This is a genomic window from Pseudomonas sp. MEJ086, assembly GCF_030209025.1.
In the GTDB taxonomy this organism is placed as follows: Bacteria; Pseudomonadota; Gammaproteobacteria; order Pseudomonadales; family Pseudomonadaceae; genus Aquipseudomonas; species Aquipseudomonas fulva_A.
Map to the genome: position 1 here is coordinate 174,813 of NZ_JARVSV010000035.1, position 25,064 is coordinate 199,876.

At 63.1% G+C, this 25,064-nt stretch carries 26 protein-coding genes; 19 read left to right on the forward strand and 7 right to left on the reverse strand.

Translation table 11 applies throughout. The annotated features are described in order from the left end of the window. Window positions 1-85: 85 nt before the first annotated feature. The 5 genes from QRN22_RS22045 (at window position 86) to QRN22_RS22065 (ending at window position 4,105) form a co-directional block, all read left to right on the forward strand. Complete coding sequence (locus QRN22_RS22045) at window positions 86-379, forward strand: co-chaperone GroES (protein ID WP_042554944.1); 294 nt, start codon at window positions 86-88, stop codon at window positions 377-379. Window positions 380-427: 48 nt separating this feature from the next. Further along, on the forward strand, window positions 428-2,068 hold the full coding sequence (gene groL, locus QRN22_RS22050; RefSeq protein WP_042554945.1) for a chaperonin GroEL: 1,641 nt from the start codon (window positions 428-430) through the stop codon (window positions 2,066-2,068). A gap of 174 nt (window positions 2,069-2,242) precedes the next feature. Continuing rightward, a complete protein-coding gene (locus tag QRN22_RS22055; protein WP_042554946.1) occupies window positions 2,243-2,470 on the forward strand; it encodes a hypothetical protein in 228 nt (75 codons plus the stop codon). Window positions 2,471-2,582: 112 nt separating this feature from the next. Continuing rightward, complete coding sequence (locus QRN22_RS22060) at window positions 2,583-3,413, forward strand: isocitrate lyase/PEP mutase family protein (RefSeq protein ID WP_042554947.1); 831 nt, start codon at window positions 2,583-2,585, stop codon at window positions 3,411-3,413. 2 nt (window positions 3,414-3,415) lie between these two features. After that, on the forward strand, window positions 3,416-4,105 hold the full coding sequence (locus tag QRN22_RS22065; RefSeq protein ID WP_042554948.1) for an extensin-like domain-containing protein: 690 nt from the start codon (window positions 3,416-3,418) through the stop codon (window positions 4,103-4,105). A 4-nt stretch (window positions 4,106-4,109) separates the two neighbouring features. On the opposite strand, the gene QRN22_RS22070 is transcribed toward QRN22_RS22065, so the two are convergent. After that, window positions 4,110-4,523, reverse strand: a complete 414-nt coding sequence (locus QRN22_RS22070) for a hypothetical protein (RefSeq protein WP_042554949.1) — start codon at window positions 4,521-4,523, stop codon at window positions 4,110-4,112. A 128-nt stretch (window positions 4,524-4,651) separates the two neighbouring features. On the opposite strand from QRN22_RS22070, the gene QRN22_RS22075 reads away from it, so the two are divergent. From QRN22_RS22075 to QRN22_RS22090, 4 genes are all read left to right on the forward strand, one after another. Then, the gene (locus QRN22_RS22075) at window positions 4,652-5,398 is read left to right on the forward strand and encodes a class I SAM-dependent methyltransferase (protein ID WP_373565168.1); all 747 of its coding nucleotides are present in this window, start codon (window positions 4,652-4,654) and stop codon (window positions 5,396-5,398) included. Window positions 5,399-5,723: 325 nt separating this feature from the next. Continuing rightward, window positions 5,724-6,233 carry a (2Fe-2S)-binding protein gene (locus tag QRN22_RS22080; RefSeq protein WP_042554951.1) on the forward strand — a complete coding sequence of 170 codons (510 nt, stop codon included), beginning with the start codon at window positions 5,724-5,726 and terminating at the stop codon, window positions 6,231-6,233. Beyond that, the gene (locus QRN22_RS22085; protein ID WP_042554952.1) at window positions 6,230-7,219 is read left to right on the forward strand and encodes an FAD binding domain-containing protein; all 990 of its coding nucleotides are present in this window, start codon (window positions 6,230-6,232) and stop codon (window positions 7,217-7,219) included. The genes QRN22_RS22080 and QRN22_RS22085 overlap by 4 nt, the downstream gene beginning before the upstream one ends. Continuing rightward, window positions 7,216-9,411, forward strand: a complete 2,196-nt coding sequence (locus tag QRN22_RS22090) for a xanthine dehydrogenase family protein molybdopterin-binding subunit (RefSeq protein WP_042554953.1) — start codon at window positions 7,216-7,218, stop codon at window positions 9,409-9,411. The genes QRN22_RS22085 and QRN22_RS22090 overlap by 4 nt, the downstream gene beginning before the upstream one ends. Here the strand turns inward: QRN22_RS22090 and QRN22_RS22095 are convergent. Beyond that, window positions 9,389-10,354, reverse strand: coding sequence for a DMT family transporter (locus tag QRN22_RS22095; protein ID WP_042554954.1), 966 nt, complete (start codon window positions 10,352-10,354; stop codon window positions 9,389-9,391). The genes QRN22_RS22090 and QRN22_RS22095 overlap by 23 nt on opposite strands. Window positions 10,355-10,452: 98 nt before the next feature. Here QRN22_RS22095 and QRN22_RS22100 point away from each other — a divergent pair, with 98 nt between their 5' ends. The 7 genes from QRN22_RS22100 to QRN22_RS22130 all read left to right on the forward strand — a co-directional run bounded on the left by QRN22_RS22100 (window position 10,453) and on the right by QRN22_RS22130 (window position 15,607). Continuing rightward, on the forward strand, window positions 10,453-11,307 hold the full coding sequence (locus QRN22_RS22100; protein ID WP_042554955.1) for a LysR family transcriptional regulator: 855 nt from the start codon (window positions 10,453-10,455) through the stop codon (window positions 11,305-11,307). 91 nt (window positions 11,308-11,398) lie between these two features. Then, window positions 11,399-11,980: a TetR/AcrR family transcriptional regulator gene (locus tag QRN22_RS22105; protein ID WP_042554956.1), complete on the forward strand. Its 582-nt coding sequence runs from the start codon at window positions 11,399-11,401 to the stop codon at window positions 11,978-11,980. 56 nt (window positions 11,981-12,036) lie between these two features. After that, window positions 12,037-13,140, forward strand: coding sequence for an alkene reductase (locus QRN22_RS22110; protein WP_042554957.1), 1,104 nt, complete (start codon window positions 12,037-12,039; stop codon window positions 13,138-13,140). A 71-nt stretch (window positions 13,141-13,211) separates the two neighbouring features. Next, window positions 13,212-13,955 carry an SDR family oxidoreductase gene (locus QRN22_RS22115; protein WP_042554958.1) on the forward strand — a complete coding sequence of 248 codons (744 nt, stop codon included), beginning with the start codon at window positions 13,212-13,214 and terminating at the stop codon, window positions 13,953-13,955. Between the two features lie 64 nt (window positions 13,956-14,019). Further along, on the forward strand, window positions 14,020-14,406 hold the full coding sequence (locus tag QRN22_RS22120; protein WP_042554959.1) for a nuclear transport factor 2 family protein: 387 nt from the start codon (window positions 14,020-14,022) through the stop codon (window positions 14,404-14,406). Window positions 14,407-14,467: 61 nt separating this feature from the next. Next, on the forward strand, window positions 14,468-15,133 hold the full coding sequence (locus tag QRN22_RS22125) for an SDR family oxidoreductase (RefSeq protein WP_042554960.1): 666 nt from the start codon (window positions 14,468-14,470) through the stop codon (window positions 15,131-15,133). A gap of 36 nt (window positions 15,134-15,169) precedes the next feature. Beyond that, complete coding sequence (locus tag QRN22_RS22130; RefSeq protein ID WP_042554961.1) at window positions 15,170-15,607, forward strand: SRPBCC family protein; 438 nt, start codon at window positions 15,170-15,172, stop codon at window positions 15,605-15,607. Between the two features lie 101 nt (window positions 15,608-15,708). Here the strand turns inward: QRN22_RS22130 and QRN22_RS22135 are convergent, their stop codons facing one another. Then, window positions 15,709-16,503 (reverse strand): pirin family protein, encoded by a 795-nt coding sequence (locus QRN22_RS22135; protein WP_156152740.1) that lies wholly within the window; start codon window positions 16,501-16,503, stop codon window positions 15,709-15,711. A 227-nt stretch (window positions 16,504-16,730) separates the two neighbouring features. On the opposite strand from QRN22_RS22135, the gene QRN22_RS22140 reads away from it, so the two are divergent. After that, complete coding sequence (locus tag QRN22_RS22140) at window positions 16,731-17,642, forward strand: LysR family transcriptional regulator (RefSeq protein ID WP_042554963.1); 912 nt, start codon at window positions 16,731-16,733, stop codon at window positions 17,640-17,642. Window positions 17,643-17,669: 27 nt separating this feature from the next. Here the strand turns inward: QRN22_RS22140 and QRN22_RS22145 are convergent, their stop codons facing one another. Continuing rightward, window positions 17,670-18,080 (reverse strand): GFA family protein, encoded by a 411-nt coding sequence (locus QRN22_RS22145; RefSeq protein WP_042554964.1) that lies wholly within the window; start codon window positions 18,078-18,080, stop codon window positions 17,670-17,672. 90 nt (window positions 18,081-18,170) lie between these two features. Next, on the reverse strand, window positions 18,171-18,806 hold the full coding sequence (locus tag QRN22_RS22150) for a TetR/AcrR family transcriptional regulator (protein WP_042554965.1): 636 nt from the start codon (window positions 18,804-18,806) through the stop codon (window positions 18,171-18,173). A gap of 91 nt (window positions 18,807-18,897) precedes the next feature. On the opposite strand from QRN22_RS22150, the gene QRN22_RS22155 reads away from it, so the two are divergent. Both QRN22_RS22155 and QRN22_RS22160 read left to right on the forward strand, forming a co-directional pair. Continuing rightward, the gene (locus QRN22_RS22155) at window positions 18,898-20,001 is read left to right on the forward strand and encodes an efflux RND transporter periplasmic adaptor subunit (protein WP_042554966.1); all 1,104 of its coding nucleotides are present in this window, start codon (window positions 18,898-18,900) and stop codon (window positions 19,999-20,001) included. A 6-nt stretch (window positions 20,002-20,007) separates the two neighbouring features. Beyond that, on the forward strand, window positions 20,008-23,100 hold the full coding sequence (locus QRN22_RS22160) for an efflux RND transporter permease subunit (RefSeq protein ID WP_042554967.1): 3,093 nt from the start codon (window positions 20,008-20,010) through the stop codon (window positions 23,098-23,100). Window positions 23,101-23,151: 51 nt separating this feature from the next. On the opposite strand, the gene QRN22_RS22165 is transcribed toward QRN22_RS22160, so the two are convergent. Next, window positions 23,152-23,829, reverse strand: coding sequence for a DUF4197 domain-containing protein (locus tag QRN22_RS22165; protein WP_042554968.1), 678 nt, complete (start codon window positions 23,827-23,829; stop codon window positions 23,152-23,154). 121 nt (window positions 23,830-23,950) lie between these two features. Beyond that, on the reverse strand, window positions 23,951-25,051 hold the full coding sequence (locus QRN22_RS22170) for a peptidoglycan-binding domain-containing protein (RefSeq protein ID WP_156152741.1): 1,101 nt from the start codon (window positions 25,049-25,051) through the stop codon (window positions 23,951-23,953). Between the last annotated feature and the right edge of the window lie 13 nt (window positions 25,052-25,064).

Sequence of the window (25,064 nt, forward strand, 5' to 3'; positions counted from 1 at the left end):
TTCGGCGTTACGTGTAGTGCGCAGCGCCATGATCCTGCCGGTGAGAACACCGGTTGAAGTCAACAACTATTGGGAGAGATCGACAATGAAGCTTCGTCCTTTGCATGACCGCGTCGTGATCCGTCGCAGCGAAGAAGAAACCAAAACCGCTGGCGGTATCGTGCTGCCGGGCTCGGCCGCTGAGAAGCCGAATCAGGGCGAAATCGTTGCTGTTGGCACTGGCCGCGTTCTGGATAGCGGTGAAGTCCGTGCACTGGCCGTCAAGGTCGGTGACAAAGTGGTTTTCGGCCCTTACTCGGGTAGCAACACTGTCAAAGTCGACGGCGAAGACCTGCTGGTGATGAGCGAGAACGAAATCCTCGCTGTTGTCGAAGCCTGATTTCCCGCGAATCTCCGTTTAACCGTCAAGAATTGAGGATCAATTTCCATGGCTGCTAAAGAAGTTAAGTTCGGCGACTCCGCCCGCAAGAAAATGCTCGCCGGTGTGAACGTCCTGGCTGATGCCGTCAAAGCGACTCTGGGCCCGAAAGGCCGCAACGTGGTTCTGGAAAAGAGCTTCGGCGCTCCGACCATCACCAAGGACGGCGTTTCCGTCGCCAAAGAAATCGAGCTGAAAGATCGCTTCGAGAACATGGGCGCTCAGCTGGTCAAGGACGTTGCGTCCAAGGCCAACGACGCTGCCGGTGACGGCACCACCACCGCTACCGTTCTGGCTCAGGCCATCGTCAACGAAGGCCTGAAAGCCGTCGCTGCCGGCATGAACCCGATGGACCTCAAGCGTGGTATCGACAAAGCCACCATCGCCATCGTCAAAGAGCTGAAGAACCTGTCCAAGCCTTGCGCTGACACCAAGGCAATCGCTCAGGTCGGTACCATTTCGGCCAACTCCGACAACTCCATCGGCGACATCATTGCCGAAGCCATGGAAAAAGTCGGTAAAGAAGGCGTGATCACCGTTGAAGAAGGCTCTGGCCTGGAAAACGAACTGTCCGTCGTCGAAGGCATGCAGTTCGACCGTGGCTACCTGTCCCCTTACTTCATCAACAAGCCGGACACCATGGTTGCCGAGCTGGACAGCCCGCTGATCCTGCTGGTCGACAAGAAGATCTCCAACATCCGCGAAATGCTGCCGGTGCTGGAAGCTGTCGCCAAAGCTGGTCGTCCGCTGCTGATCGTTGCTGAAGACGTCGAAGGCGAAGCGCTGGCTACCCTGGTCGTCAACAACATGCGCGGCATCGTCAAGGTCGCTGCCGTCAAGGCGCCGGGCTTCGGTGATCGCCGCAAGGCCATGCTGCAAGACATCGCCATCCTGACTGGCGGTACCGTGATTTCCGAAGAAGTCGGTCTGAGCCTGGAAAGCGCCACTCTGGAGCACCTGGGTCAAGCCAAGCGCGTTGTCCTGAACAAGGAAAACACCACCGTCATCGACGGCGCTGGCCAGCAAGCCGACATCGAATCGCGCGTTGCGCAGATTCGCAAGCAGGTCGAAGACACTTCGTCCGACTACGACAAAGAGAAACTGCAAGAGCGTCTGGCCAAACTGGCTGGCGGTGTTGCCGTGATCAAGGTCGGTGCCGGTACCGAAGTCGAGATGAAAGAGAAGAAAGCCCGCGTTGAAGACGCCCTGCACGCTACCCGCGCAGCCGTCGAAGAAGGTGTGGTGCCTGGCGGTGGCGTTGCCCTGGTGCGCGCGCTGCAGTCGATCTCCGAGCTCAAGGGCGACAACGAAGACCAGAACGTCGGTATCGCTCTGCTGCGTCGCGCTGTCGAAGCGCCGCTGCGTCAGATCGTTGCCAACGCCGGTGACGAGCCGAGCGTCGTGGTCGACAAGGTCAAGCAGGGTTCGGGCAACTACGGCTACAACGCTGCAACTGGCGTCTACGGCGACATGATCGAGATGGGCATTCTCGATCCGGCCAAGGTCACCCGTTCCGCGCTGCAAGCTGCTGCGTCCATCGGTAGCCTGATGATCACCACCGAGGCGATGATCGCTGAAGTGCCTGACGACAAAGGCGCTCCGGCCATGCCTGACATGGGCGGCATGGGTGGCATGGGCGGCATGATGTAAGCCACCCGGCACCTGCAGTAACGAGAAACCCCGCGCTTGCCGCGGGGTTTTTTTATCTGTAGTTTCTGGCGACCGCCATGGCGGTATACCGTTCGTCTTGAGAAAAGTTGCAACTGCTTATCGTGATCTAGTGTTAGCAGACGGCGTTTGCAGCGCCATCAAGAGGTTGCACTCATGAGATTAGAAATAGCGCGAGGTTTGTTCCTTGTGGCGGCGCTCAGTGTATCGGTGGCAGCGGCTGCTTCCTGGTACGAACCTGGCCATGGCGTGGTGAGCAGCCATGGGCGCAGCTATTGTGCCAACCCCGATCTCAAACGCACCTCGGCGGCCCAGGCGCAGGCCAGTCAGAATCTGCTCTGGTTGGTGTTGGGCCTGTCTCAGGGCATGCGACCGCAAGGTTGAAAAAACCCACTCTCGTTCCGTTGGCAAAATAGTGAATTTCTCCACGGCTGGAAAACTCCGATACCCTGCGAGCTGACCCGAGCACATCGGCCAGATTTCAGGGAGTTCCAGCATGTCCGCACAACAGCGCCTCGGCGAACGCTTCAGTCAGTTGCATCGACAGGATGGTCTGCTGGTGCTGCCCAACCCCTGGGATGCCGGCTCGGCGAAGATGCTCGCCAGCCTCGGCTTCCAGGCGCTGGCCACCACCAGCGCCGGGTTGGCGTTTTCTCTGGGCTGGCGTGACGCGGAAGGCGCGATATCCCGTGACGAAGCCCTGGCCAATGCCCGGGATATCGTCGCCGCCACGGCCCTGCCGGTGGCCGCGGATCTGGAAAACGGTTACGGCGACAGCCCCCAGGACTGTGCCGAGACCCTGCGTCTGGCGGCAGCGGTCGGCCTGGTCGGTGGCTCCATCGAGGACGCCACCGGGCGCGCCGATGCCCCCATCTATGCGTTCGAGCTGGCAGTGGAGCGCATCCATGCCGCGGTCGCCGCTGCTCGTAGCCTGGGCTTTGCCTTCACCCTGACCGCGCGGGCAGAGAACTACCTGCACGGCCGCGCGGATCTGGACGACACCATCCGCCGTCTGGTGGCCTACGCCGAGGCGGGAGCCGACGTGCTCTATGCGCCGGGTCTGACAAGTCGCGAGGAGATCAGCGCGGTGGTGCAGGCGGTCGCGCCAAGACCTGTCAACGTGCTGGTCGGCTCGCCAAGCCTGAACCTGTCGCTGGACGAATTGGCCGAGCTCGGCGTCAAGCGCGTGAGCCTCGGCTCCAACCTGGCGCGGGTGGCTTATGGCGCCTTTCTGCAAGCCGCCACGGGGCTTGCCGACGGCGGCGATCTGCGTGGTGCCCAGCAAGCGGTGTCGTTCGACCGAATCAATGATCTGTTTCGCGGCTGAGCATGCGCAATTTTCTGATCGCGTTGCTGTTGCTCGTCATGGTGGGCGGGCCGCTGGCGCTGTACCGGCAGTGGATCGACGTGCCGCCACGCTGGAACCCCTGGGCACCGCTGGACCTGCGCGATGCGCCGAACTGGCTGACCGGCTACAAGCTTGGACGCCTGCAGGGCGATCCGGCGCTGTGCCGCACGGTGCTGGATACCTCGTCGCTGCGCTATGTGGCGTTGGCCGACAGCACACCTGCGGCCGACTGCCCGCTGACCAACACGGTGCGCGTGCAGGGCAGCGATGTACGCTTGAGCAGCAGTTTCATCGCCACCTGCCCGGTGGCGGCGGCATTCGCCCTGTTCGAGCGGCACGGTTTGCAGCCGGCGGCGCAGGAGGTGTTCGGCCAGCGCGTCACCCAGATCGACCATGTCGGCAGCTTCGCCTGCCGCACCATCGCCGGCAGTCAGCGGCGAAGCCAGCACGCTTCGGCCAATGCCCTGGATATCGTCGGCTTCCGCCTGGCCGATGGCAGCCGCATCAGCGTGCTGCGTGATTGGCCCGGCAGCGATGACAAATCGCTGTTTCTGCGCCAGGTACAGAAGGCTGCCTGCGCGAGCTTCAACACCACCCTGGGCCCCGACTACAACGCGGCTCACCGCGACCACTTCCATCTGGATATGGGCATGTTTCGGATGTGCCGCTGAGCGCTCAGACGGCCAGGCGTTGTTGCAGCGTCAGACGGCCGAGCAGCAGTTCCCAGGGATTCAGTGATTCCGCGAGCAACGCGTTGGTCTTGCTCCGTTCGCTTTCATCAAGCGTTGTCAGGGACTGCGGTTGCAGGGCCAGCTGATCGAGGGTGAGGGCACTGTCGGTGTCGTGCACCGAACAGACGAACTGGCGCTGCATCATCACATCTTCGAGGGTGCGAATGCCTTGTACCGGGGCCTCATCCGCCGCTGCCGGCGCGGGGAGCGGGAGCGTGCTATTGGCAGGGCTTTCCATCGACAACAGCACGCTGCGCAGAATCTGGTCGTACAGCGCCGAGCTGGCACTCGAGGGTGTACCGGCTTTCTGAGACGCGACCCGGGTATCACCGGGAATACGGGAGATGACATCGAACATCAGGCGGCGGGCTCTGGCAAACTATCGCATAGACAGGCTATCGGCCGATCAAGGCCCACATTGAGCCCTTTACCGTTATCGATGGACGATCCGCAATGAGTGAAAGACAGCCCGCCGCGCGTATCCGCATGGAGGCCCTCGCCCCGCACCTGCATGAAGCAGCGCAACAGTGGGCGCAGCGCCTCGGGTTGCCGGTGGAGGGGGAGGCCGAGTTCGCGCTGCAGCTGGGCGAAGCCGGCTTGCAACTGGTCGAACTTGGCCCTCAGGCGCCGGGGCCGGTGCGGGTGGATTTCGTCGAGGGCGCGGTCGCGCACCGGCGTCAGTTCGGGGGTGGTGCCGGGCAGATGATCGCCAAGGCCGTGGGCATCCAGCCGGGCATCCGGCCCCGGATGCTGGATGCCACCGCTGGTCTCGGACGCGATGCCTTCGTGCTCGCCAGCCTCGGTTGCACCGTCAGCCTGATCGAGCGCCAGCCGCTGATCGGCGCGCTGCTCGAGGACGGCCTGCTGCGGGCTGCCGCCGATGCCGAGGTGGCGGCCATCGTCGCGCGCATGCGTCTGCTGCAGGGCAACGCCATTTCCATCATGGCCGACTGGCAAGAGCAAGCGCCTCAGGTGATCTACCTAGACCCGATGTTTCCCCATCGCGACAAGAGCGCACTGGTGAAGAAGGAGATGCGCCTGTTCAGGCCTTTCGTTGGAGACGATCCGGATGCTCCGGCGTTGCTGGAAGCGGCCCTCGAACTCGCCAGCCACCGCGTGGTGGTCAAACGCCCACGCAAGGCGCCGATCATCGAGGGGGCGAAACCAGGTTATGCACTGGAGGGTAAGTCCAGCCGTTACGACATTTACCCGCTGAAGAAACTCACGCCTTAGAACCTGTTCACGATCTTTCGGCTCGACTTCAGCGCTTTAGCTGCAAAGTGGGGCGAAAGCAGCCGTTCGCCGATCCATTGTGGGAGCGCGCCATGCGCGCGAAAAATCGCGGGCATGGACTGGGCGTCCCCGCCCGCTCCCACAGATACTGCGCCGATGACCGCTAACGCCTTGTAGCAGTCTCTCTACTGTCGCCTAGAAAGATCGTGAACAGGTTCTTGAGCGAACCGCTCTGCGGTCTCGATCCAACCTGAACGTTTTTACCGGCACCTACCTCAGATTCTGAACGGATGCACCAGACATCCGAGCGAACCGAGGTAGCCCCATGAGCGAGACCATCACTGACGGCTCACAACGCCGTGCGATTTCCCTGTCGTTGAACGGCAGCCCCCTCAACATCGAGGTGTATCCGTGGATCACGGCCCTCGATCTGCTGCGTGAAGAACTCGACCTGATCGGCACCAAGAAGGGCTGTGATCACGGTCAGTGCGGTGCCTGCACGGTGCTGCTCGACGGCCGCAGGGTCAACGCCTGCCTGACCCTGGCGGTGATGCTCGACGGTCATGAACTGACGACCATCGAAGGTCTGGCGCAAAACGGTGAACTGCACCCGATGCAGCGCGCTTTCGTCAAACACGATGCCTTCCAGTGCGGCTACTGCACGCCCGGACAGATCTGTTCGGCGGTCGGGCTGGCGGCTGAAGGGCGCATCGACGATGCCGCTGACATTCGCGAGCGGATGAGCGGCAACCTCTGCCGTTGCGGTGCCTACAGCAACATCGTCGCCGCCATCGAAGAAGCCTTGCCGGCCTGTGAAAAGGCGGTGCGCCCATGACGCCTTTCGCCTACAGCAAACCCCAGGGCATCGACGAAGCCGTGCGCCTGGCCGGGCCGGACAGCCTGTTCATCGCCGGTGGCACCAACATCGTCGACCTGATGAAGGAAAACCTGGTGCGGCCCAAGCGGCTGATCGACATCAATGCCTTGCCCCTGCGCGATGTGGTGGCCACCGCCGATGGTGGCCTGCGCATCGGAGCGCTGGTCAGCAATGCCGATCTGGCCTGGCACCCGGAGGTGGAGGGTCGCTATCCGCTGCTCAGCCAGGCGCTGTTGTCCGGTGCCTCGCCGCAGTTGCGCAACATGGCCAGTGCCGGCGGCAACCTGCTGCAGCGTACCCGCTGCCATTACTTCTACGACAGCCAGGTGCCGTGCAACAAGCGCGAGCCCGGCAGTGGTTGCCCGGCGCGCGAGGGCCTCAACCGCTACCACGCGCTATTCGGTGCCAGTGAGCACTGCGTGGCGGTGCACCCCTCGGACTTCTGCGTGGCGCTCGCCGCGCTCGACGCTCAGGTGGTGATCATCGGCCCTGGCGGCGAGCGCCGCGTGCCCTTCGCCGACTTCCATCGCCTGCCGGGCGATACCCCACAGCAGGACACCGTGCTGGAGGCGGGTGAGCTGATCCTGGCCATCGAGTTGCCGGCCGAGGGTTTCGCCTCCCATCACGCCTACCTCAAGTTGCGTGATCGGGCCTCGTTCGCCTTCGCCCTGGTATCGGTGGCGGCGGCGCTGAAGTTCGATGCCGATGGGCAGATCCGCCAGGCGCGCCTGGCCCTGGGCGGGGTTGCGCACAAACCCTGGCGGCGCATCGAGGTGGAGGACAGCCTGGTCGGCCTGACCGCCAGCAACGAGCACTTCGAGGCGGCCGCCGAGTTGCTTCTCCGCGATGCTCAGCCGCTGATCCACAACGGCTTCAAGGTGGAGCTGGCGCGCCGCGCCATCGTTCGCGCCCTGACCACCGCCGCAGAAGGAGACCGCCCATGAACGCGCCTACGCTCGGCAAACCCCTCGACCGTGTCGACGGCCCGCTGAAGGTCAGTGGCCAGGCCCGTTATGCGGCTGAATATCCCGCCGATGATCTGCTGCAAGGCAGCGTGATCTGCAGCGTGATCGCACGCGGCCGCATCACCCGCATCGATGCCTCGGCAGCCGAGGCTCTGCCTGGGGTCAAACGGGTGCTCAGCCATGAAAATCGTCCGCCAATGGCGCAGGACGATGAGAGTTATGAAGACGACGACGCGGCCGACGGCTCGCCCTTTCGTCCGCTGTTCAACGCGCGCGTGCGCTACAGCGGCCAGCCCGTGGCACTGGTGGTCGCCGACAGTCTGGAGCTCGCTCGCCATGCCGCTTCGCTGGTGCGCATCGAGTACCAGCAGCAGCCTCATGCCACGGACCTTCTGCAGGTGCTCGACAGTGCCCATGCAGCGCCGGCCGAACTGCCGGAGCGTCGTGGCGACGCCGATGCGATCATCGCGGGTGCACCGCTGCGCCTGGAGCTCGAATACGAGCTACCCAACGAGTATCACCACCCCATGGAGCCCCATGCCTCGACGGTGATCTACCAGGCCGACGGTAGCTTGCTGGTGCACGACAAGACCCAGGGGCCGCAGAACAGCCAGCAGTACCTGGCCAGCGTGCTCAAGCTCGACCCTGCGCGGGTGCGTATTCTGTCGTCCTTCGTTGGCGGCGCGTTCGGTTCGGGGCTGCGCCCGCAGTATCAGTTGCCACTGGCGGCCATGGCGGCCTTGACCTTGCAGCAATCGGTACGTGTCACGCTCACCCGCCAGCAGATGTTCACCTTCGGCTATCGCCCCCGTACCGTGCAGCGGCTGCAACTGGGCGCAGCCGCCGACGGCAGGCTGCAGGGGCTGGTGCACGAAGTGATCGGCCAGACCTCGCGCTTCGAAGACTTCACCGAACACGTCGCCGAGTGGTCGGGCATGCTCTACCACTGCGACCATCTGCGCCTGGCCTATCGTTTGGCGCCACTGGACGTTTACACCCCGCTGGACATGCGCGCGCCTGGCGCCGCGACAGGGCTGTTCGCCCTGGAATCGGCCATGGACGAACTGGCCTGGGCGGCTGGCGTCGACCCCGTGCAACTGCGCCTGACCAACTACGCGGAAACCAACCAGAACGAAGGCAAGCCATACTCCAGCAAGGAGCTGCGTGCCTGCTACCAACAGGGCGCCGACGCTTTCGGCTGGAGCAAGCGCAGCCCGCAACCGCGCAGCATGCGCGTGGGTAATCAACTGATCGGCTACGGCATGGCCACCGGGGTGTGGGAAGCCATGCAGATGCCGGCCAGTGCCCGCGCCACGCTGACCTCCGATGGTCGTCTGATCGTCGCCAGCGCGACCTGCGACATCGGCCCTGGCACTGCCACGGTCATGACTCAGATCGCCGCCGACACCCTCGGTATGGATCCCGCCCGTGTCGAGTTCCGACTTGGCGATTCGAGCCTGCCCAAGGCGCCGTTGCAGGGCGGCTCCTTCACCGTATCTTCGGTCGGCAGTGCGGTGCGCGAAGCCTGTCTGGCGCTGGCTGAACAGCTCTGCGATGCTGCCCGGCAACTGCCCGGGGCGCCCTTCAGCGATGCCAGCGCATTGCGTTTCGCCGGCGGTCGCGTGCAGCAGGGCGAGGATACCGAGCGGTCGGTAGATCTCGACACGCTGCTGGCTCGCCACGGCAGCCTCGAAGCTGAGGTGCAGGCACAGCCCGGCAAACTGCGCGAGCGCTATGCCAGCGCCACCCACTCGGCGGTGTTCGTCGAGGTGCAGGTGGATGAGGCCTTGGGCACCGTGCGGGTTACCCGGGTGGTCAGTGCGATTGCCGCTGGCCGGGTGATCAATGCCAAGACCGCGCGCAGCCAGATTCTCGGTGGTGTGGTCTGGGGTATCGGCATGGCCCTGCACGAGGAGGCGATGATCGATCACGAGCTGGGTCGCTGCATGAACCACAACCTGGCCGATTATCACCTGCCGGTGCATGCGGACATCGGTGATATCGAGGTGATCTTCGTCGACGAGGACGACCCGATCGTCAACCCGCTGGGCTCCAAGGGCGTTGGTGAAATCGGTATCGTCGGCGTCGCTGCGGCAGTGGCCAATGCGGTCTATCACGCCACCGGCAAGCGTATCCGCCAGTTGCCGATCACCCTCGACAAGCTGCTTTGAGCGACGCAGATGACGGGTCCGCCGCGGCAGGCCCGTCATCGCGTTGTCCCGGTTCGCTACGCACCACCAGCCAGATACCCACTCCAGAAATCACCGTGCCCAGGCCCATCAGCCAGGACAGCGGCTCACCGAACATCGCCCAGGCCCACACCAGGGTCACTGCCGGGCTCAGGTACAGCACGCTGGCCACCCGGGTTGGCGTCGAGCGCTTCAGGCACAGCCAGTACAAGCCGTAGCCGCCGGTGGTGGAAATGCTCGTCCACAGCACGCTCAGGGCGAAACCAGTGGAGGGCAGCGGCATCAGGCTGCCGTCCATTGCGGCCAGCAGCGCAAACGGCACGCAACAGATGCAGCACTGCAGCCACAGGTTGCCGAGCAGGTCGAGCGACGATGTGGCCTTGGTGCGTTTCTGCCACAGAGTGGCGATCGCCAGCGAGAGCATGCCCAGCAGTGGTAAACCATAGACCCACAACTGCGCATCGCCCCAAGCCAGCGCATCCGAGGTGACCAGCACCACGCCCGTCAGACCGATGATCAGGCCGAGCCAGGTGCGCCAACCCAGATGTTGCTGGAACACCAGCACGCTGAGCAGGGCGACCCCCATGGGCAGCAGGTCGGCCAGTAGGGCGGCGAGCCCGGCAGGCACGCCCAGGGCGATGCCCTGAACCACACCGGCCAGGTAACCGCCCATCGCCAGCAAACCGATGCCGGCGTGGCTCAGCAGGGTGGCAGGCGAGGCGTGGCGCAGGCGCGGTAACGCCCAGGGCGCCAGCAGCAGCGCGAACAGCAGGCTGCGCCAGAACACTACCAGCATGGCGGGTGCATGATCGAGGGAGAAGCGGGCGCCGATAAAGCCCGAGCTCCAGATCACCACCAGCGCCGCTTCGAGTACCAGCAGCGGAATGGCGACGTGCCAGAGGTGAGCGGTGGGTGCAGAGGACATGGCAGATGACCGGACGAAGGGTGTAGGTCCAGGCTACGAAAGGGAGGTAATCTAATAAATCAAAATGTATTGAATCAATCGTTCGGATTTTTTGAATTATGAGCGCCATACTCGACATCGAACTGATCCGCACCTTCCACACGGTGGCGCGCAGCGGCCGCTTCAAGGCCGCCGCCGAGCAACTGCACAAGAGTCCGGCGGCGATCAGCGTGCATATCCAGCGCCTGGAAGCGGTCGCCGGGGGCCGGTTGTTCGACCGCGACAATCAGTCGGTGGCGTTGACCGTGCTGGGCAAACGGCTGTTGCGCTCGACCAGAGAACTGCTCAGCACCCACGACCGGGTGCTCGCCGAGCTGCACGGCCCGCGGCTGGTCGGGCGCATTCGACTGGGAATACCCGACGAGTACGCCGCCCATGTGATCCGCGACATCCTGCCGGTCTTCGCGGCGGCCTGGCCCAACGTGGTGCTGGAGGTGAAGACCGCCTCCAGCTACACGCTGCGTGACCAGGTGCAGGCCGGCAAGCTGCATGCTGCGGTGCTCAACCTGCCGCTGCAGCAGCGCGAGCCCAGAGCCCAGGCGCTGGTCGCCACCACGCCGGTATGGGTCGCGGCGGCGTCCCATCCGCAGCCCGGAAAAGGCATCATCCCACTGGCCATTCACGCCGCCGACTGCCCGTACCGCAGCCTGATGCTGGAGTCGCTGAAAGTGGCCGGTCACACCTGGCGGGTGGTGCTGGAAAGCCCGTCCAGCCAGGCCATCAGGGCCTGCGTCGAGTCGGGGCTGGCAATTACCCTGATGGATCGCGCGAAAATGAGCAGCGCCATGCGCATCGTCGAGGAACTGCCCCAGGCCGCTGAGCACCAAGTGGTGTTCCTGCGCTCATCCACGGCGCGCGACAACGAGGCGATCGAGCTGCTTGCCCAGGCCATTCATCAGCATTTCCGGCTGTGAGCAGGGTGCCTGCAGCGAATGCCTTCACCCAGGGTTTCGCGTGTAGCGACTTGTAGACGACCGGTCTATTTTTGTCTATCATGCGCGGCATATGAAAAAACCAGCTCAAGACATGCGACAGCACATCATCGATGTGGCCAAGTCGCTGATGACCAATAAAGGCTACACCGCCGTGGGCCTGGCAGAGGTATTGAGTACCGCTGGCGTGCCCAAGGGGTCGTTCTACTACTACTTCAAGTCGAAGGAAGAGTTCGGCCAGGCGTTGCTGGAAGAGTACTTCTCCGAATACCTGGGGCGTGTCGATACGCTCATGGCGCGGCCGGGTAGCGGCGCCGAGCGTCTACTGGCCTACTTCAACTACTGGACGGAGACTCAGGGCACCGAGCTTCCCGAGGGCAAGTGCCTGGTCGTGAAGCTGGGCGCAGAGGTCTGCGATCTGTCCGAAGACATGCGTGGCGTTCTCGAAAGAGGGACGGCGAAGATCATTCAGCGCATCACCGCCTGTGTCGACATGGGCGTCGCCGATGGCAGCGTCGATGCGGATGGAAATAGCAGAGACTTCGCTGAATCGCTCTATCAACTCTGGCTGGGGGCCAGTCTCCTGGTGAAGGTGAACAAGTCCACCGAGTCTTTCGACACCGCCATGAGCATGACCAAGCGCCTGCTTCGTTAGCATGCGCTTTTTTTTACCCGGTGACTAGACGACCGGTCTACTTTTGGATGATTCAGATGACTGACAACAGCGCACTTACCGATCTTTTCTCGCCCACCCGAATGGGCTCCATCGAACTGGCGAACCGTATCGTCATGGCGCCGGTAACGCGCAGCCGCTACGACGAGGACGGTGTACCCGGCGAACTGCATGCCACCTACTACGCGCAGCGTGCCACCGCTGGATTGATCGTGGCCGAGGCCACCAACATCTCTGCCCAGGGCCGAGGTTATGCCGCCACACCCGGCATCTGGAGCGATGAGCAGGTGGCGGGCTGGCGCAAGGTCACGGATGCGGTGCATGCGGCAGGAGGCAAGATCGTCAGCCAGCTCTGGCACGTCGGGCGCTTTTCCAGTGTCGAGCTGCAGCCCGGTGGGCAGGCGCCGGTAGCACCGTCGGCGATCGGGGCCGAAGGCAACACCTATACGACGGCAGGCTTTGTCCCCGTATCGATGCCGCGGGCGCTGGAGACCGATGAAATTTCCGGAATCATCGATCAGTACAGGCTCGCCGCTGCAAACGCCAAGCGGGCAGGCTTCGATGGCGTCGAGGTCCACTCCGCCAACAGCTACCTGCTCGACCAGTTTCTGCGGGATTCCACCAACCAGCGTACCGACCGATACGGTGGCTCGATCGAGAACCGCGCGCGCCTCACCCTGGAAGTCACTCGTGCCGTCATCGAGATCTGGGGCAGTGATCGGGTCGGCATCCGCTTGTCGCCGGTGACTCCTGATGCCGGCAATACGCCGCCCGACAGCAACGTCATGGCGCTGCATGGCTATCTCATCGAGCAACTCAATCACCTGAGTCTGGCCTATCTGCACGTCGTCGAAGGCGCGACGGCCACCTCCCGCGAGGTGCCGCCGGGCGTGGACATGGATGCCTTGAGCGGCCTGTTCGATGGCCCTTTCATCGGCAACAACAACTACGACCTGGACATGGCCATCGAGCGCCGCGGCCAGGGGAAGATCGATGCAGTGGCCTTTGGTCGTCTGTTCATCTCGAACCCCGACCTGGTGCAGCGCTTGCGCGTCGGCGCCGAGCTGACCATCGCGCCGCGTGAGTCCTATTACGGCGGTGGCGCCAAGGGCTACACCGATTGGCCCATCGGCAACTACTGAGCCGAGCCCTCGCTCGGCCCGTCACCGCTTTCTCTCTCAGCCAGCATCACCGTTGAACGGTAAAGGTGGATATGAATCATCTCAGCAATAAAACAGCGATCGTCACCGGCGCCTCATCCGGCATCGGCGCAGCGACGGCCAGGGCACTCGCGGCGCGGGGCGCCAATGTCGTCGCCGCTGCCTTGGACGACGAGGGGCTGACAGCCCTGGTCAGCGAGCTTCGTGCCTCGGGCCATGCCGCGGTGAGTTGCGTGACCGATGTGACGAGTCTCGAAGACACCAAGCGCCTCGCGCAATTTGCCGTAGAGACCTACGGCTCGGTGGATATCTTGGTCAACAACGCCGGCTTGATGCTGTTCTCCAATTGGCTCGACGTCGCTGTCGAGGATTGGAACGCCATGATCGACGTGAACATCAAGGGCTATCTCAACACCATTGCCGCGGTGCTGCCTCTGATGATCGAGCGCAAGTCCGGCCAGATTCTCAACATGGATTCGGTTGCCGGGCACCAGGTGGGCGCCGCTGCCGGTGTTTACAGCGCCACGAAGTTTTTCGTGCAGGCCATGACGGAATCGATGCGCAAGGAGCTGGGCGTCCACCACGGCATCCGTGCCAGCACCATCAGCCCGGGCGTTATCAACACCGGCTGGGCAGACAAGGTCACCGACCCTGAAGGCCGCAAGGCTGCCAGGGCGCTCAATGAAATCGCCATCGCGCCCGAAGACATCAGCCGTGCGGTGCTTTACGCACTCGATCAGCCGGCCAACGTCACCGTGAACGATTTGATCATCTCGCCAACCCGCCAGGATTGGTGATCGCCCCGGCAATCCCGCGATTCACCCATCGAACAGCGCAACTCAACCACAGGAGCACTCATTCATGAGCAACAACATCAAGGCAGTCGCCACTCGCGATTACAACGCCGTCATCGAGACGGCCAGCAAATACGTCGAAGGCCTGCGCGCCGGGAGCGTGGCGACCATCGAGCAGGCGTTCCACCCGGATGCGGTGATGTACGGCTTCACCAACGGTCAACTGCTCGGCGGCCCGATCAGCAATCTGTATCGGTTCGTCGAAACCAATGGCGATGCACCGGACATCACCACCCGCCTGGACGTGCTGGCAATCACTCCAACGACGGCTGTCGTGCGGGTCGACATGGAGAAGGACGCTATCGGTGCCGACTACAACGACTACCTGACGCTGCTCAAGGTCGACGGCAACTGGAAGGTCATCGCCAAGGTCTACCACCAGTTCGAAGGTTGATCCGCTACTGGTATCCGCGCCGCTGAAGCAGCGGCGCTCCCTCTCATTTCAGGAGAATCCCATGTCCAGAGTATTTATCGTCGGTGCGGCCGGTAAGGTGGGCAAGCGTCTGGTAAAGATCCTCGGTACTGTCGGTCATGATGTCGTCGCGCTGCATCGCAAGGCCGAGCAGGCGCAGGAACTCGAGGCGCTTGGCGCAACGGCGGTTCATGCAAACCTCACCGAACTGCAAGCCTCGTCTCTGGCCGCGATGATGACGGGCAGCGACGTCGTGGTGTTCACCGCTGGCGCTGGTGGCGCCGGTATGGCGTTAACCAACGCGATCGATGGCAAGGGGCTGGAAACCAGCGTGGCTGCAGCCCGGTTGGCGGGCGTGCGGCGCTTTCTGTTGGTGTCTGCGTTCCCGGAAGCGATGCGCGGCGAAGAAACCTCCGAAGGTTTCGAGAACTACATGAAGGTAAAGAAAAGCGCCGACGTGCACCTGGCGTCTTCCGAACTGGATTGGGTCATCGTCAGGCCGGGCACGCTACTCGACGAGCCGGGTAGCGGTAACGTTCATGCCGGTCTGGCCATCCCCTATGGCGAGATTGCGCGCGACGATGTGGCCGAGTTTCTCGCCGCACTGATCGACAAGCCCGAGCTGACGCGGCAGATCATCGAACTCACGCAGGGGCCCACCGCCGTCCCCGTGGCTGTCAGTCAGCTAATTCCGGTACGGGCGTCGTGATGGCATGGACCGCGAAGCGGTTTGGGAGAGCGATGCATGGCATCCGTTGAATACAGCGCCGTTCTGAACGGCAGTGCGCAGCAAACCTGGCAGGTGCTGAGGCAGTTCGGTGGTATCGCCACCTGGCATCCGGCGATAGCCCGAAGCGAAATGGAGGATGGCAGGTCGGAGCGCGCCGTCGGTGCGATCCGCCGGCTCGTTCTCACGGACGGGGCGGTATTGCGTGAGCGACTGCTGTCGATGGATGAAACCGACATGAGTCTTTCCTACCAGTTCGAAGAGTCGCCTCTGCCTCTCGATAATTATCGCGCACAGGTAAGGGTGCTCGGCGCAGATGACGGTTCCCGATGCGTGGTCGAGTGGAAGGCGACCTTCGATGTGCGCGAAGCGGGTACCACCGCCCATTTCGAAGGTGTGATCAACGAGTTGATCATCGGCGGCCATAACAGCCTGGCGGCTTTCCTGCAAAAATGACCGTCGGCTGCGGAGCCCGGTTGGCGACCGATGTCGCCATGGCAATCATGCTGCGGTACCGGGTGGTTGACCTGATGGTCGACCACCCGGTTAGCTTGTCATTATCTGAAAATGGGCATCGGGCCTGACGGCCCCTGAGCCTTTTTCTGTTCACGCAATTGGCGGCCAAGTTCGGCGATCCTGGTTTCTCCGGCAACTAGCGCTTCTGCATTGGTATGCACCGAGTAATGGCCGAGTTGCAGTGGGTAGGGATGCGGTGCGGCGGAGCCGATCACGAACACGGCATCTTCCTCCCCGGCCGTCAGCCGTATGGCCTCGTTACCCGCCTCGAATACCACCATCTCGCCTGCGTCGACCCGCTCGGGCGAGGTCAGCCTGCCACGGCTGACACTCAGCCACAGGGACTCGTGCTGCGCCTGTGGCCTGTATTCCCAGGTTTCGCCCTTGGCGATGGTCACCAGCAGGTAAGTGATGTTTTCAGGTGCGCGAACAGGGCTGCGCACGCCTTCGTAGCTGCCAAGAATTACCCGTGCCGGCCCTGCCTGGGGCATGGCGGCAGCTTCCAGATATTGGCTGTCGACGGCTGCGTTTTCCAGGTGAGGGGGCAGTGCCACCCACAGCTGGAAGCCCTGAACGCGTTTGGACGTGCCGGCACTCATTTCTTTGCCATGCCAGACGCCGCCACCCGCACGCATCCATTCGACGCCACCGTAGGCAATTTCACCCTTGGCGGCATCAGGGTCGTCGAAGTGCAGATTTCCTTCGGTGATTACGGTGACGGTGGCGATTCCCGAGTGGGGGTGCATCGGCATCTGGCCGACGAACGAGCTGTCCGCCTCGAACAAGTCGAGAAAAACGAAGGGCTTGATGACATGGCCAAGGTCGGAGGGGCTCATCAGGCGCACGATCGGTCCATGTCCATGGCCTCGAGTGCGATGGCTTATCTGGCGTGTCGCTGTGCTGTGGGAAAGCGCTGAACTGTTCATGGTGATCCTCTGAATGCATGGCCCCGCTGCCTGTATGGGGGGCGACGACTGATGGCGTGGAAGGATCATATGGGTTCTTGATTGGTATGATTAGAGCCTGCAATTGATTTTAACCAAGCCATTTATGGAGTAATCCCGTGTTCGATCTGAACGATGTCGCCCTATTCATTCAGGTCGTCGAGGCGGGAAGCTTCGCGGGGGCAGCGCGGCGTATGGGGGTTCCATCCAACACCCTGAGCCGGCGTGTCAAACAGCTGGAAGAAACCCTGGGAGTGCGTCTGTTGCACCGCTCCACACGCAAGCTGGCGCTCACCGATGCAGGTCGTTCGCTCTTCGAGCAAAGCGTCGCGCAGGTTGCTGATTTGCTGGAGGTCAGTCGACGCTTCACCGATGGCAGTCAGGAACCGGCAGGGCAGATACGGGTTGCCGTCACTGCAGATTTTTTCGACCTGTTCCAGATGGCGTTCATCGCCCGTTTTCTCGAGCGATACCCGCGGGTCCAGCTGGATTTTCTGCTCAGCGACAATCGGGTCGACCTGATCGCCGAGGGCATCGATCTGGCATTCAGGGCCGGCGCATTGCCGGACTCCAGTTTCGTCGCACGAAAAATCCTCACGGACAGCCGCATGCTTGCTGCCAGCCCCGGGTACCTGCAGAAACACGGCATACCCGATGATATTCATGCGTTGGCGCAACATTCCTGCATCCACCCATCCAACCGTTCGGGGCAAACGGCATGGCACTTTCCCGGGCCACAGGGGGATATCCCGATCCAGGTGAGCGGGCGCTTTTGCGCGAACACGGCACAGGCTCAGTTGAAGGCCGCCGTTGCCGGGCTGGGCATATGTTTCCTGCCTCGGCCCATCCTCTACACGAGCCTGAAGCTGGGAGAACTCGTCGAGGTACTGCCTGACCGCAGGCAGCAGGGCAACGACATGTTCATCGTTTATCCCAGCAAGCGACAAATCCCGCACGCTGTCAGCGTGTTCGCCGACGAGGCGGTCGCCTACCTGCTCGAAGAGACCGAGAAGAGGTACCTCGGCGCTTGAGTGGCCAGGCTCCGATGTGCTGAACGGCTAGTTTTCCCCAGTCAGCTGGTCCTCCATGCGGCCCGAGGCCTCGCGGTCGTGCTGGTAGTGGCTCTTGAAAGGGAAGGGAGGGAGCCAGGATTCGCGCCGGGTCGTCCAGCTTTCGTAGCTCGGCAGCAATTGGTCCGGGGCATCGAGTGCGCCCAGGTGCACGTCGATTTCGTCGGCGCTCCGGGCGAATACCGATGAGCCACAGCGGGGGCAGAAGAAGCGCCCGGCATAATCCGCGGTTTCGCCGCTGATGGTCACGGCCTCTTCAGGAAATATTGCGGCCGCGTAGAACAGTGCGCCGTGATGCTTGCGGCAGTCGAGGCAATGGCAGAGGCCGACCCGGTACGGACGGCCACGAGCCTCCAAGCGTACCTGGCCGCACAGGCAGCCACCGGTGAATCGATCCATACGCACCTCCTTCGATATAAACACCGGCTGCCGCTCGCAAACGCTCAACGTTATCTAGACGGTAGCAGCCAGGCGCAGATCGAGGTGCGATCAGGCCCGGTACGCGCGCAGGAACATCCGTACTGCTTCCTGAGCATGCTGTTCCAGCTCGGCCGCGCTTGGAGGGGCACCACAACCGATCAGCAGGCGAAAGTTGGCGCAGCCCTTGAACAGAGAAAAGAACTGGTCCGCGGCTACCTTGGGCGACTCGATGGATAGCTGGCCATTCTGGTTCGCCTTGCTCAGCAAGCGCTCCATTTCCGCCAGCAGCGGTTGTGGGCCCGCCTCATAAAAGACTTTCGCCAGCAGCGGGTCCTTGCTGCCGAGGCTGGTCATCAGGCGATGCAGTTCGACCGACTCGGCACTGTTGATCAGGCGGTTGAAGCCGCTGGCGATATTGAGCAGGACCGTCTCGAGATCGGCATGTTCGGGCAGCTCGAACAGCAGCTCGGGCAGCTGCTCCTCGCACTTGGCCTTCACCGCCGCGCAGAACAGCGTCTCCTTGTCGGTGAAGTGGCTGTACACGGTGAGCTTGGAAACACCGGCGTGGGCGGCAATGGCGTCCATGCTGCTGCCGGCATAGCCGTAACGCAGGAACAGGCATTTCGCGGCTTCGAGGATGGCTTCGCGCTTGGCGGGATCTTTGGGGCGGCCGGGGCCGCTGGTAGGCAACGAAGTATTCGACATAGGGCGATTTTAATTCTGGACTGGTGAGTACGCTATTTTTAATATACTCGGCAGTACAAATATTAAAAAGTTCCCCGGAAGGACGCTCATCATGTTCCGCCATGCTCTGTCTCGCGTTGTGCCTATCTGTCTTGTTCTGTCCCTGGTCGCCTGCAGCAATGCGGAGGCTCCGCAGCCGGGCATTCGTCCCGCCATGGTGGCGCAGCCGCAACTGGCGACGGAGCTGGTGGATTCCTATCCCGGCGAGATAAGAGCGCGGCTGGAGCCGGAACTGGCGTTCCGCATCGGCGGCAAGGTGACCAGGCGCCTGGTCGAGGTAGGGCAGCGGGTCGACAAGGATGCCGCGCTGGCCGAGCTCGACCCCCAGGACGTGCGCCTGCAACTGGACGCCTCCCGTGCCCAACTGCAGTCGGCGGAGTCCAATCTGCAACTGGCCCGTGCCGAGCGTGATCGCTACCGCACCCTCCAGCAGCGCGGGATGATCAGCAAGTCGCAGTCCGATAATGCCGAAAACACCTTCCGCGCCGCCGAGGCTCGCCTGCGCCAGGTACGTGCCGAACTCAACGTCGCCGATAACCAGGCCGGTTATGCAGTGCTCAAGACGCCGCAGAGTGGCGTGATCCTGCAACGCAGCGCCGAGGTCGGTCAGGTGGTGTCGGCCGGCCAGACGGTGTTCGTGCTGGCAGCCGATGGTGAGCGCGAGGTGCTGATCGATCTGCCCGAGCAGGTGATCGGCAGCCTGAGCATCGGTCAGGAGGTCGCCGTGGAACTCTGGTCGCAGCCTGGCGAACGCCTGGCCGGGCGCATCCGTGAACTCTCGCCGGCGGCCGATCCGCGCTCGCGTACCTATGCCGCGCGCATCGCCCTGCAGCAGCGCGACGCGCAGGTTGAACTTGGCCAGAGCGCCCGGGTGTTCATCGCCCGCAACGGCGATGTACCGCTGGCGGTGCCGTTGTCGGCACTGACCGCCGAGAAGGATCAGCCCTACGTCTGGGTGGTCGATCCGCAAACCTCGACGCTCAAGCGTACTGCGGTGCGAGTTGGCCCCTATGGTGAAAAACTGGTGCCGGTGCTGGACGGTCTGAAGGCCAGCGACTGGGTGGTGGTAGCCGGCGTGCAGGTGCTGCTGGACGGGCAGCGGATACGTCCGGTGGACCGAGACAACCGAGCGGTTGACCTGGCAGCGAAGGAGTAAGCGTCGATGTCCTTCAACCTTTCCGCCTGGGCGCTGCATCACCGGCAGATCGTCCTGTACCTGATGTTGCTGCTGGGCATCGTTGGCGCCCTGTCGTACTCCAAGCTCGGGCAGAGCGAGGACCCGCCATTCACCTTCAAGGCCATGGTGGTGAAAACCAACTGGCCCGGCGCCACCGCCGAGCAGGTGGCGCGGCAGGTTACCGAACGCATCGAGAAGAAGCTGATGGAGACCGGCGAGTACGATCGCATCGTGTCCTTCTCACGGCCTGGCGAATCTCAGGTCACCTTCCTGGCTCGCGATTCCATGCATTCCAACGAGATTCCCGAGCTCTGGTACCAGCTACGCAAGAAGATCGCCGATATTCGCCACACCCTGCCAGGCGGTATCCAGGGGCCGTTCTTCAACGACGAGTTCGGCACCACCTTCGGCAACATCTACGCGCTGACCGGCAGCGGTTTCGATTACGCGGTGCTCAAGGATTATGCCGACCGCGTGCAACTGCAACTGCAGCGGGTCAAGGACGTCGGCAAGGTCGAGCTGGTCGGCCTGCAGGACGAAAAGATCTGGATCGAACTGTCCAACACCAAGCTGGCCACTCTTGGCCTGCCGCTCGCTGCCGTGCAGCAGGCCCTCGAACAGCAGAACGCGATGGCCGTGGCGGGCTTCTTCGAGACCGGCTCCGACCGCGTGCAGTTGCGGGTCAGCGGCAGTTTCGAGACGGTCGAGCAGATCCGCGATTTCCCCATTCGCGTGGCCGATCGCACCTTCCGCATTGGCGACGTCGCCGAGATCAACCGTGGCTTCAACGATCCACCCGCGCCACGCATGCGTTTCATGGGTGAAGATGCCATCGGCCTGGCGGTGTCGATGAAGCCCGGTGGCGACATTCTGGTCCTCGGCAAGGCGCTGGAGGGTGAGTTCACGCGGTTGCAGAACAACCTGCCGGCGGGCATGCAGTTGCGCAAGGTGTCGGACCAGCCGGCAGCGGTGAAGACCGGCGTCGGTGAGTTCGTCAAGGTGCTCACCGAGGCGCTGATCATCGTGCTGCTGGTTAGCTTCTTCTCCCTGGGCATGCGTACCGGGCTGGTGGTGGCGCTGTCGATTCCCCTGGTGCTGGCGATGACCTTCGCCGCCATGTACTACCTGAACATCGGCCTGCACAAGATTTCCCTGGGAGCACTGGTGCTGGCGCTGGGCCTGCTGGTGGACGACGCGATCATTGCCGTGGAAATCATGGCGATCAAGATGGAGCAGGGCTACGACCGTCTCAAGGCGGCCAGCTTCGCCTGGACGAGTACGGCGTTTCCGATGCTCACCGGCACCCTGATCACCGCCGCAGGCTTTCTGCCGATCGCCACGGCGCAGTCGGGCACTGGCGAGTACACCCGCTCGATCTTCCAGGTGGTGACCATCGCATTGTTGATGTCCTGGGTTGCTGCGGTGATGTTCGTGCCTTATCTGGGCGCTCGTTTCCTGCCGGATCTGGCCAAGCAGGCGGCTCAGAAACACGGTGGCAGCGGTGCAGGGCACGATCCCTATGACACGGCGTTCTACAAGCGCGTCCGGCGCGTGGTCGACTGGTGCGTGCGACGGCGCAAGACGGTGATCGTGCTGACCCTGGCGCTGTTCGTCGGCTCGATCCTGCTGTTCCGCTTCGTGCCGCAGCAGTTCTTCCCGGCATCGGGGCGACTGGAGCTGATGGTCGACTTCAAACTGGCCGAAGGCGCTTCGTTGATCGCCACCGAGGCCGAGGTGCGGCGTCTCGAGGAGCGCCTGGCCGGGCATCCCGGTGTGGATAACTACGTGGCTTACGTGGGGACCGGCTCACCGCGTTTCTACCTGCCGCTGGATCAGCAACTGCCGGCGACCAGCTTCGCGCAGATCGTCGTACTGGCGAAAACCATCGAGGATCGCGAGGCCGTGCGCAGCTGGCTGATCGGCGTGTTGAACGATGAGTTCCCGAGCCTGCGCACGCGCATCTCGCGTCTGGAGAACGGGCCGCCGGTGGGCTACCCCGTGCAGTTCCGGGTTTCCGGCGAGCATATCGACGAAGTCCGCGGGCTGGCCCGGCAAGTCGCCGACAAGGTGCGTGACAACCCTTATGTGGTCAACGTGCATCTGGACTGGGAAGAGCCGAGCAAGGTGGTGTACCTGAATATCGATCAGGACCGCGCCCGGGCGCTGGGCGTCAGCACTGCCGACGTGTCGAAGTTCCTGCGCAGCGCGTTGAATGGCTCATCGGTCAGCGATTACCGCGAGGACAACGAACTGATCGAGATTCTTCTGCGCGGCACGCCAGTGGAGCGTCAGGCGCTGGAGTTACTGCCGAGCCTGGCGGTGCCGACCGAGAGTGGCAAGAGTGTGGCGCTGTCGCAGATCGCCACCCTCGAATACGGCTTCGAGGAGGGGGTGATCTGGCACCGCAATCGCCTGCCGACCGTGACCGTGCGTGCCGATATCTACGGTCCGCAGCAGCCCGCGACGCTGACCCAGCAGATTCTGCCGACGCTGGACGACGTGCGTGCGCACCTCCCGGATGGCTACCTGCTGGAAGTGGGAGGCACGGTGGAGGACTCCTCCAGAGGCCAGGCTTCGGTGAATGCCGGCGTGCCGCTGTTCGTGGTGGTGGTACTGACGCTGTTGATGCTGCAGCTCAAGAGTTTCTCGCGGTCGATCATGGTGTTTCTCACCGCGCCTCTCGGGCTGATCGGCGTGACCCTGTTCCTGCTGCTGTTCGGCCAACCGTTCGGCTTCGTGGCCATGCTCGGCACCATTGCGCTGTCAGGCATGATCATGCGCAACTCGGTGATTCTGGTCGACCAGATCGAGCAGGACAGAGCGGCGGGGCTGGATACCTGGGATGCCATCGTCGAAGCCACGGTACGGCGCTTCCGGCCCATCGTGCTGACCGCCCTGGCGGCGGTACTGGCGATGATTCCCCTGTCGCGCAGCGTGTTCTTCGGGCCGATGGCGGTGGCGATCATGGGCGGTTTGATCGTGGCCACGGCGCTGACCCTGTTGTTCCTGCCTGCGCTCTACGCCGGATGGTTCAGGGTCAAGCCCGGTGAAAAGCTGCAAATCGCAAGCGACACCTGACGGCAAGTGCCTGACTGTGCCGTGTGCGCGGTCAGGCCTGTTACCGAGGTTTCAGAGCGCGCCGAAGACCTTCTTCGCCAGGCTGGTGGCGGCGGCTGCGGGGTTCTCGCGGATACCGGCTTCCTGCTTGGCGATCATGTCGAACAGGCCGTCGAGTGCCTGTTCGGTCACGTAGCTTTCGATATTCGCGCTCTTGGCGTCGAGCACGCCGAAGGTAGCGGCCTGGCTGGCGAAGCTGTTGTACTGTTTGGCCAGGCCGACCTGGTCGGTGGCCTGCTTGACGATGGGCAGGAACTTGGCGCGGATCTGCTCGCGGCTGCTCTTGTTCAGGTATTGAGTCGCCGAGTCCTGCGGGCCGGAGAGAATGCTCTTGGCGTCCTGCACGGTCATCTTCTTGACCGCGTCGACCAGCAGCGCCTGGGCTTGTGGCACGGCAGCTTCGGCGGCCTTGTTCATGCTGGTTTCAAGCTGCTCGACCTGAGCGCCCATGCCCATCATCTTCATGGTCTTGGCGGCCTTGCCGAGCTTGCCCGGCAACTCGATACGCACCTCGGGGTTGCCACTGAAGCCACCCGGCTTGCCGAGTTGCTGCACGGCCACTTTGGCGCCTTGGGTGAGTGCATCTTTCAGGCCGCCGCTGGCGTCCTGCTGGCTGAGGTCGGAAAGCGACAGGGCGAACACGTTGGCGGACAGCAGCAGGCCGGCGACGAGAACAGGGATGCGGAGCATGGCGGTAACCTTCGAGCGGTGAGATATGCAGCGAGCTTAGCAGGCTGTCGATGTTCTCGGCGAAGGTTGAGGAGGGCGCGAAGGGGAGGCGGCACGCCCCGAGGGCGTGCCGGGTGCATCGTTACTGGACTTCGAGGGCGGTCAGGCTTTCCAGGGTCAGCGCGCCGACGGCCTGGCCATTGGCGGTCTGGTATTCGGTCAGCGCATCGAGGGTGCGCTTGCCGAGCTTGCCATCGACGGTGCCCGGGTTGAAACCGCGCTTGACCAGGCTCTGCTGCAGGCGGGTCACCAGGTTTTCATTGATATCGCCATCGCAGACGGTCTGGCGCGACACGATGCGGGCATTGCCTTCGAAGCGGGTGACCTGCAATTGGCGCTTCTCTTCCGGCACGATGATCTGGTTGGCTTCCACCGGGCGCACCACTTCGGTGGAGGCGACCTTGGTGTACTCCGGGTCCAGCGTCACTTCGATGGCCTGGGCGGGCTTGTCGACGATCCAGCGGGTCACGCTCTTGTATTGAGCCGGGTCGGTCTCGACGCGTACGGTTTCCGGGGACACCAGTTTCTTGACCTTGACCACTTCCTGCTTGGCCGGTACCTGGCGTGCGCAGAACGACATGGCGCCGGTGCCGCTCGAGTAGCGAGTGCCGGCTGCGCGACACTGGTCGAGCACGGTCTTGGCTTCTTCGAGGGTGATGGTTTCCTGGGCATTTTCGTAGACCGCCGGGACGACGATGTAGCGCTTGACCTCAGGACGGATCTTCACCTGCTCGGATACCACGCGGTAGGTCGGCGGCTCGATGCGGTAGGTCTTGGTGCCTTCACGGGTGACCACCTGCTTGAAGCCCTTGTCGAGCTCGGCAGGGGTGACGGTGATCTTGTTGACCGAGTCCTTGACCACGATCTCCTGGGTGCTCTGCACCGGGCGCGGTCTGACCTGGGCATGAACCCAGCACTGACCGGGCTGGATTTCGTATTCCTGAGGCTCCTGGGCGCTCGCAGCGGCAGCCGTCGGTTTGGCCGGCACGGGCTGGCTGCCTGGTGCGGCGACGGTTGCAGCCTGTGCTGCCGGCTGCGCTGCGGCGGGCGCGGTAGTGGCCTGCTGAGCGACTGGTGCCGGTTGTGCCGGCTTTTCTTCGTTATTGGTCGATGTGGCCGAAGGCTGCATGGCGCAACCCGAAACCATGATCGCCAGTGATCCCAGAATTGTGTAATAACGCACGAAAATCCCTGCC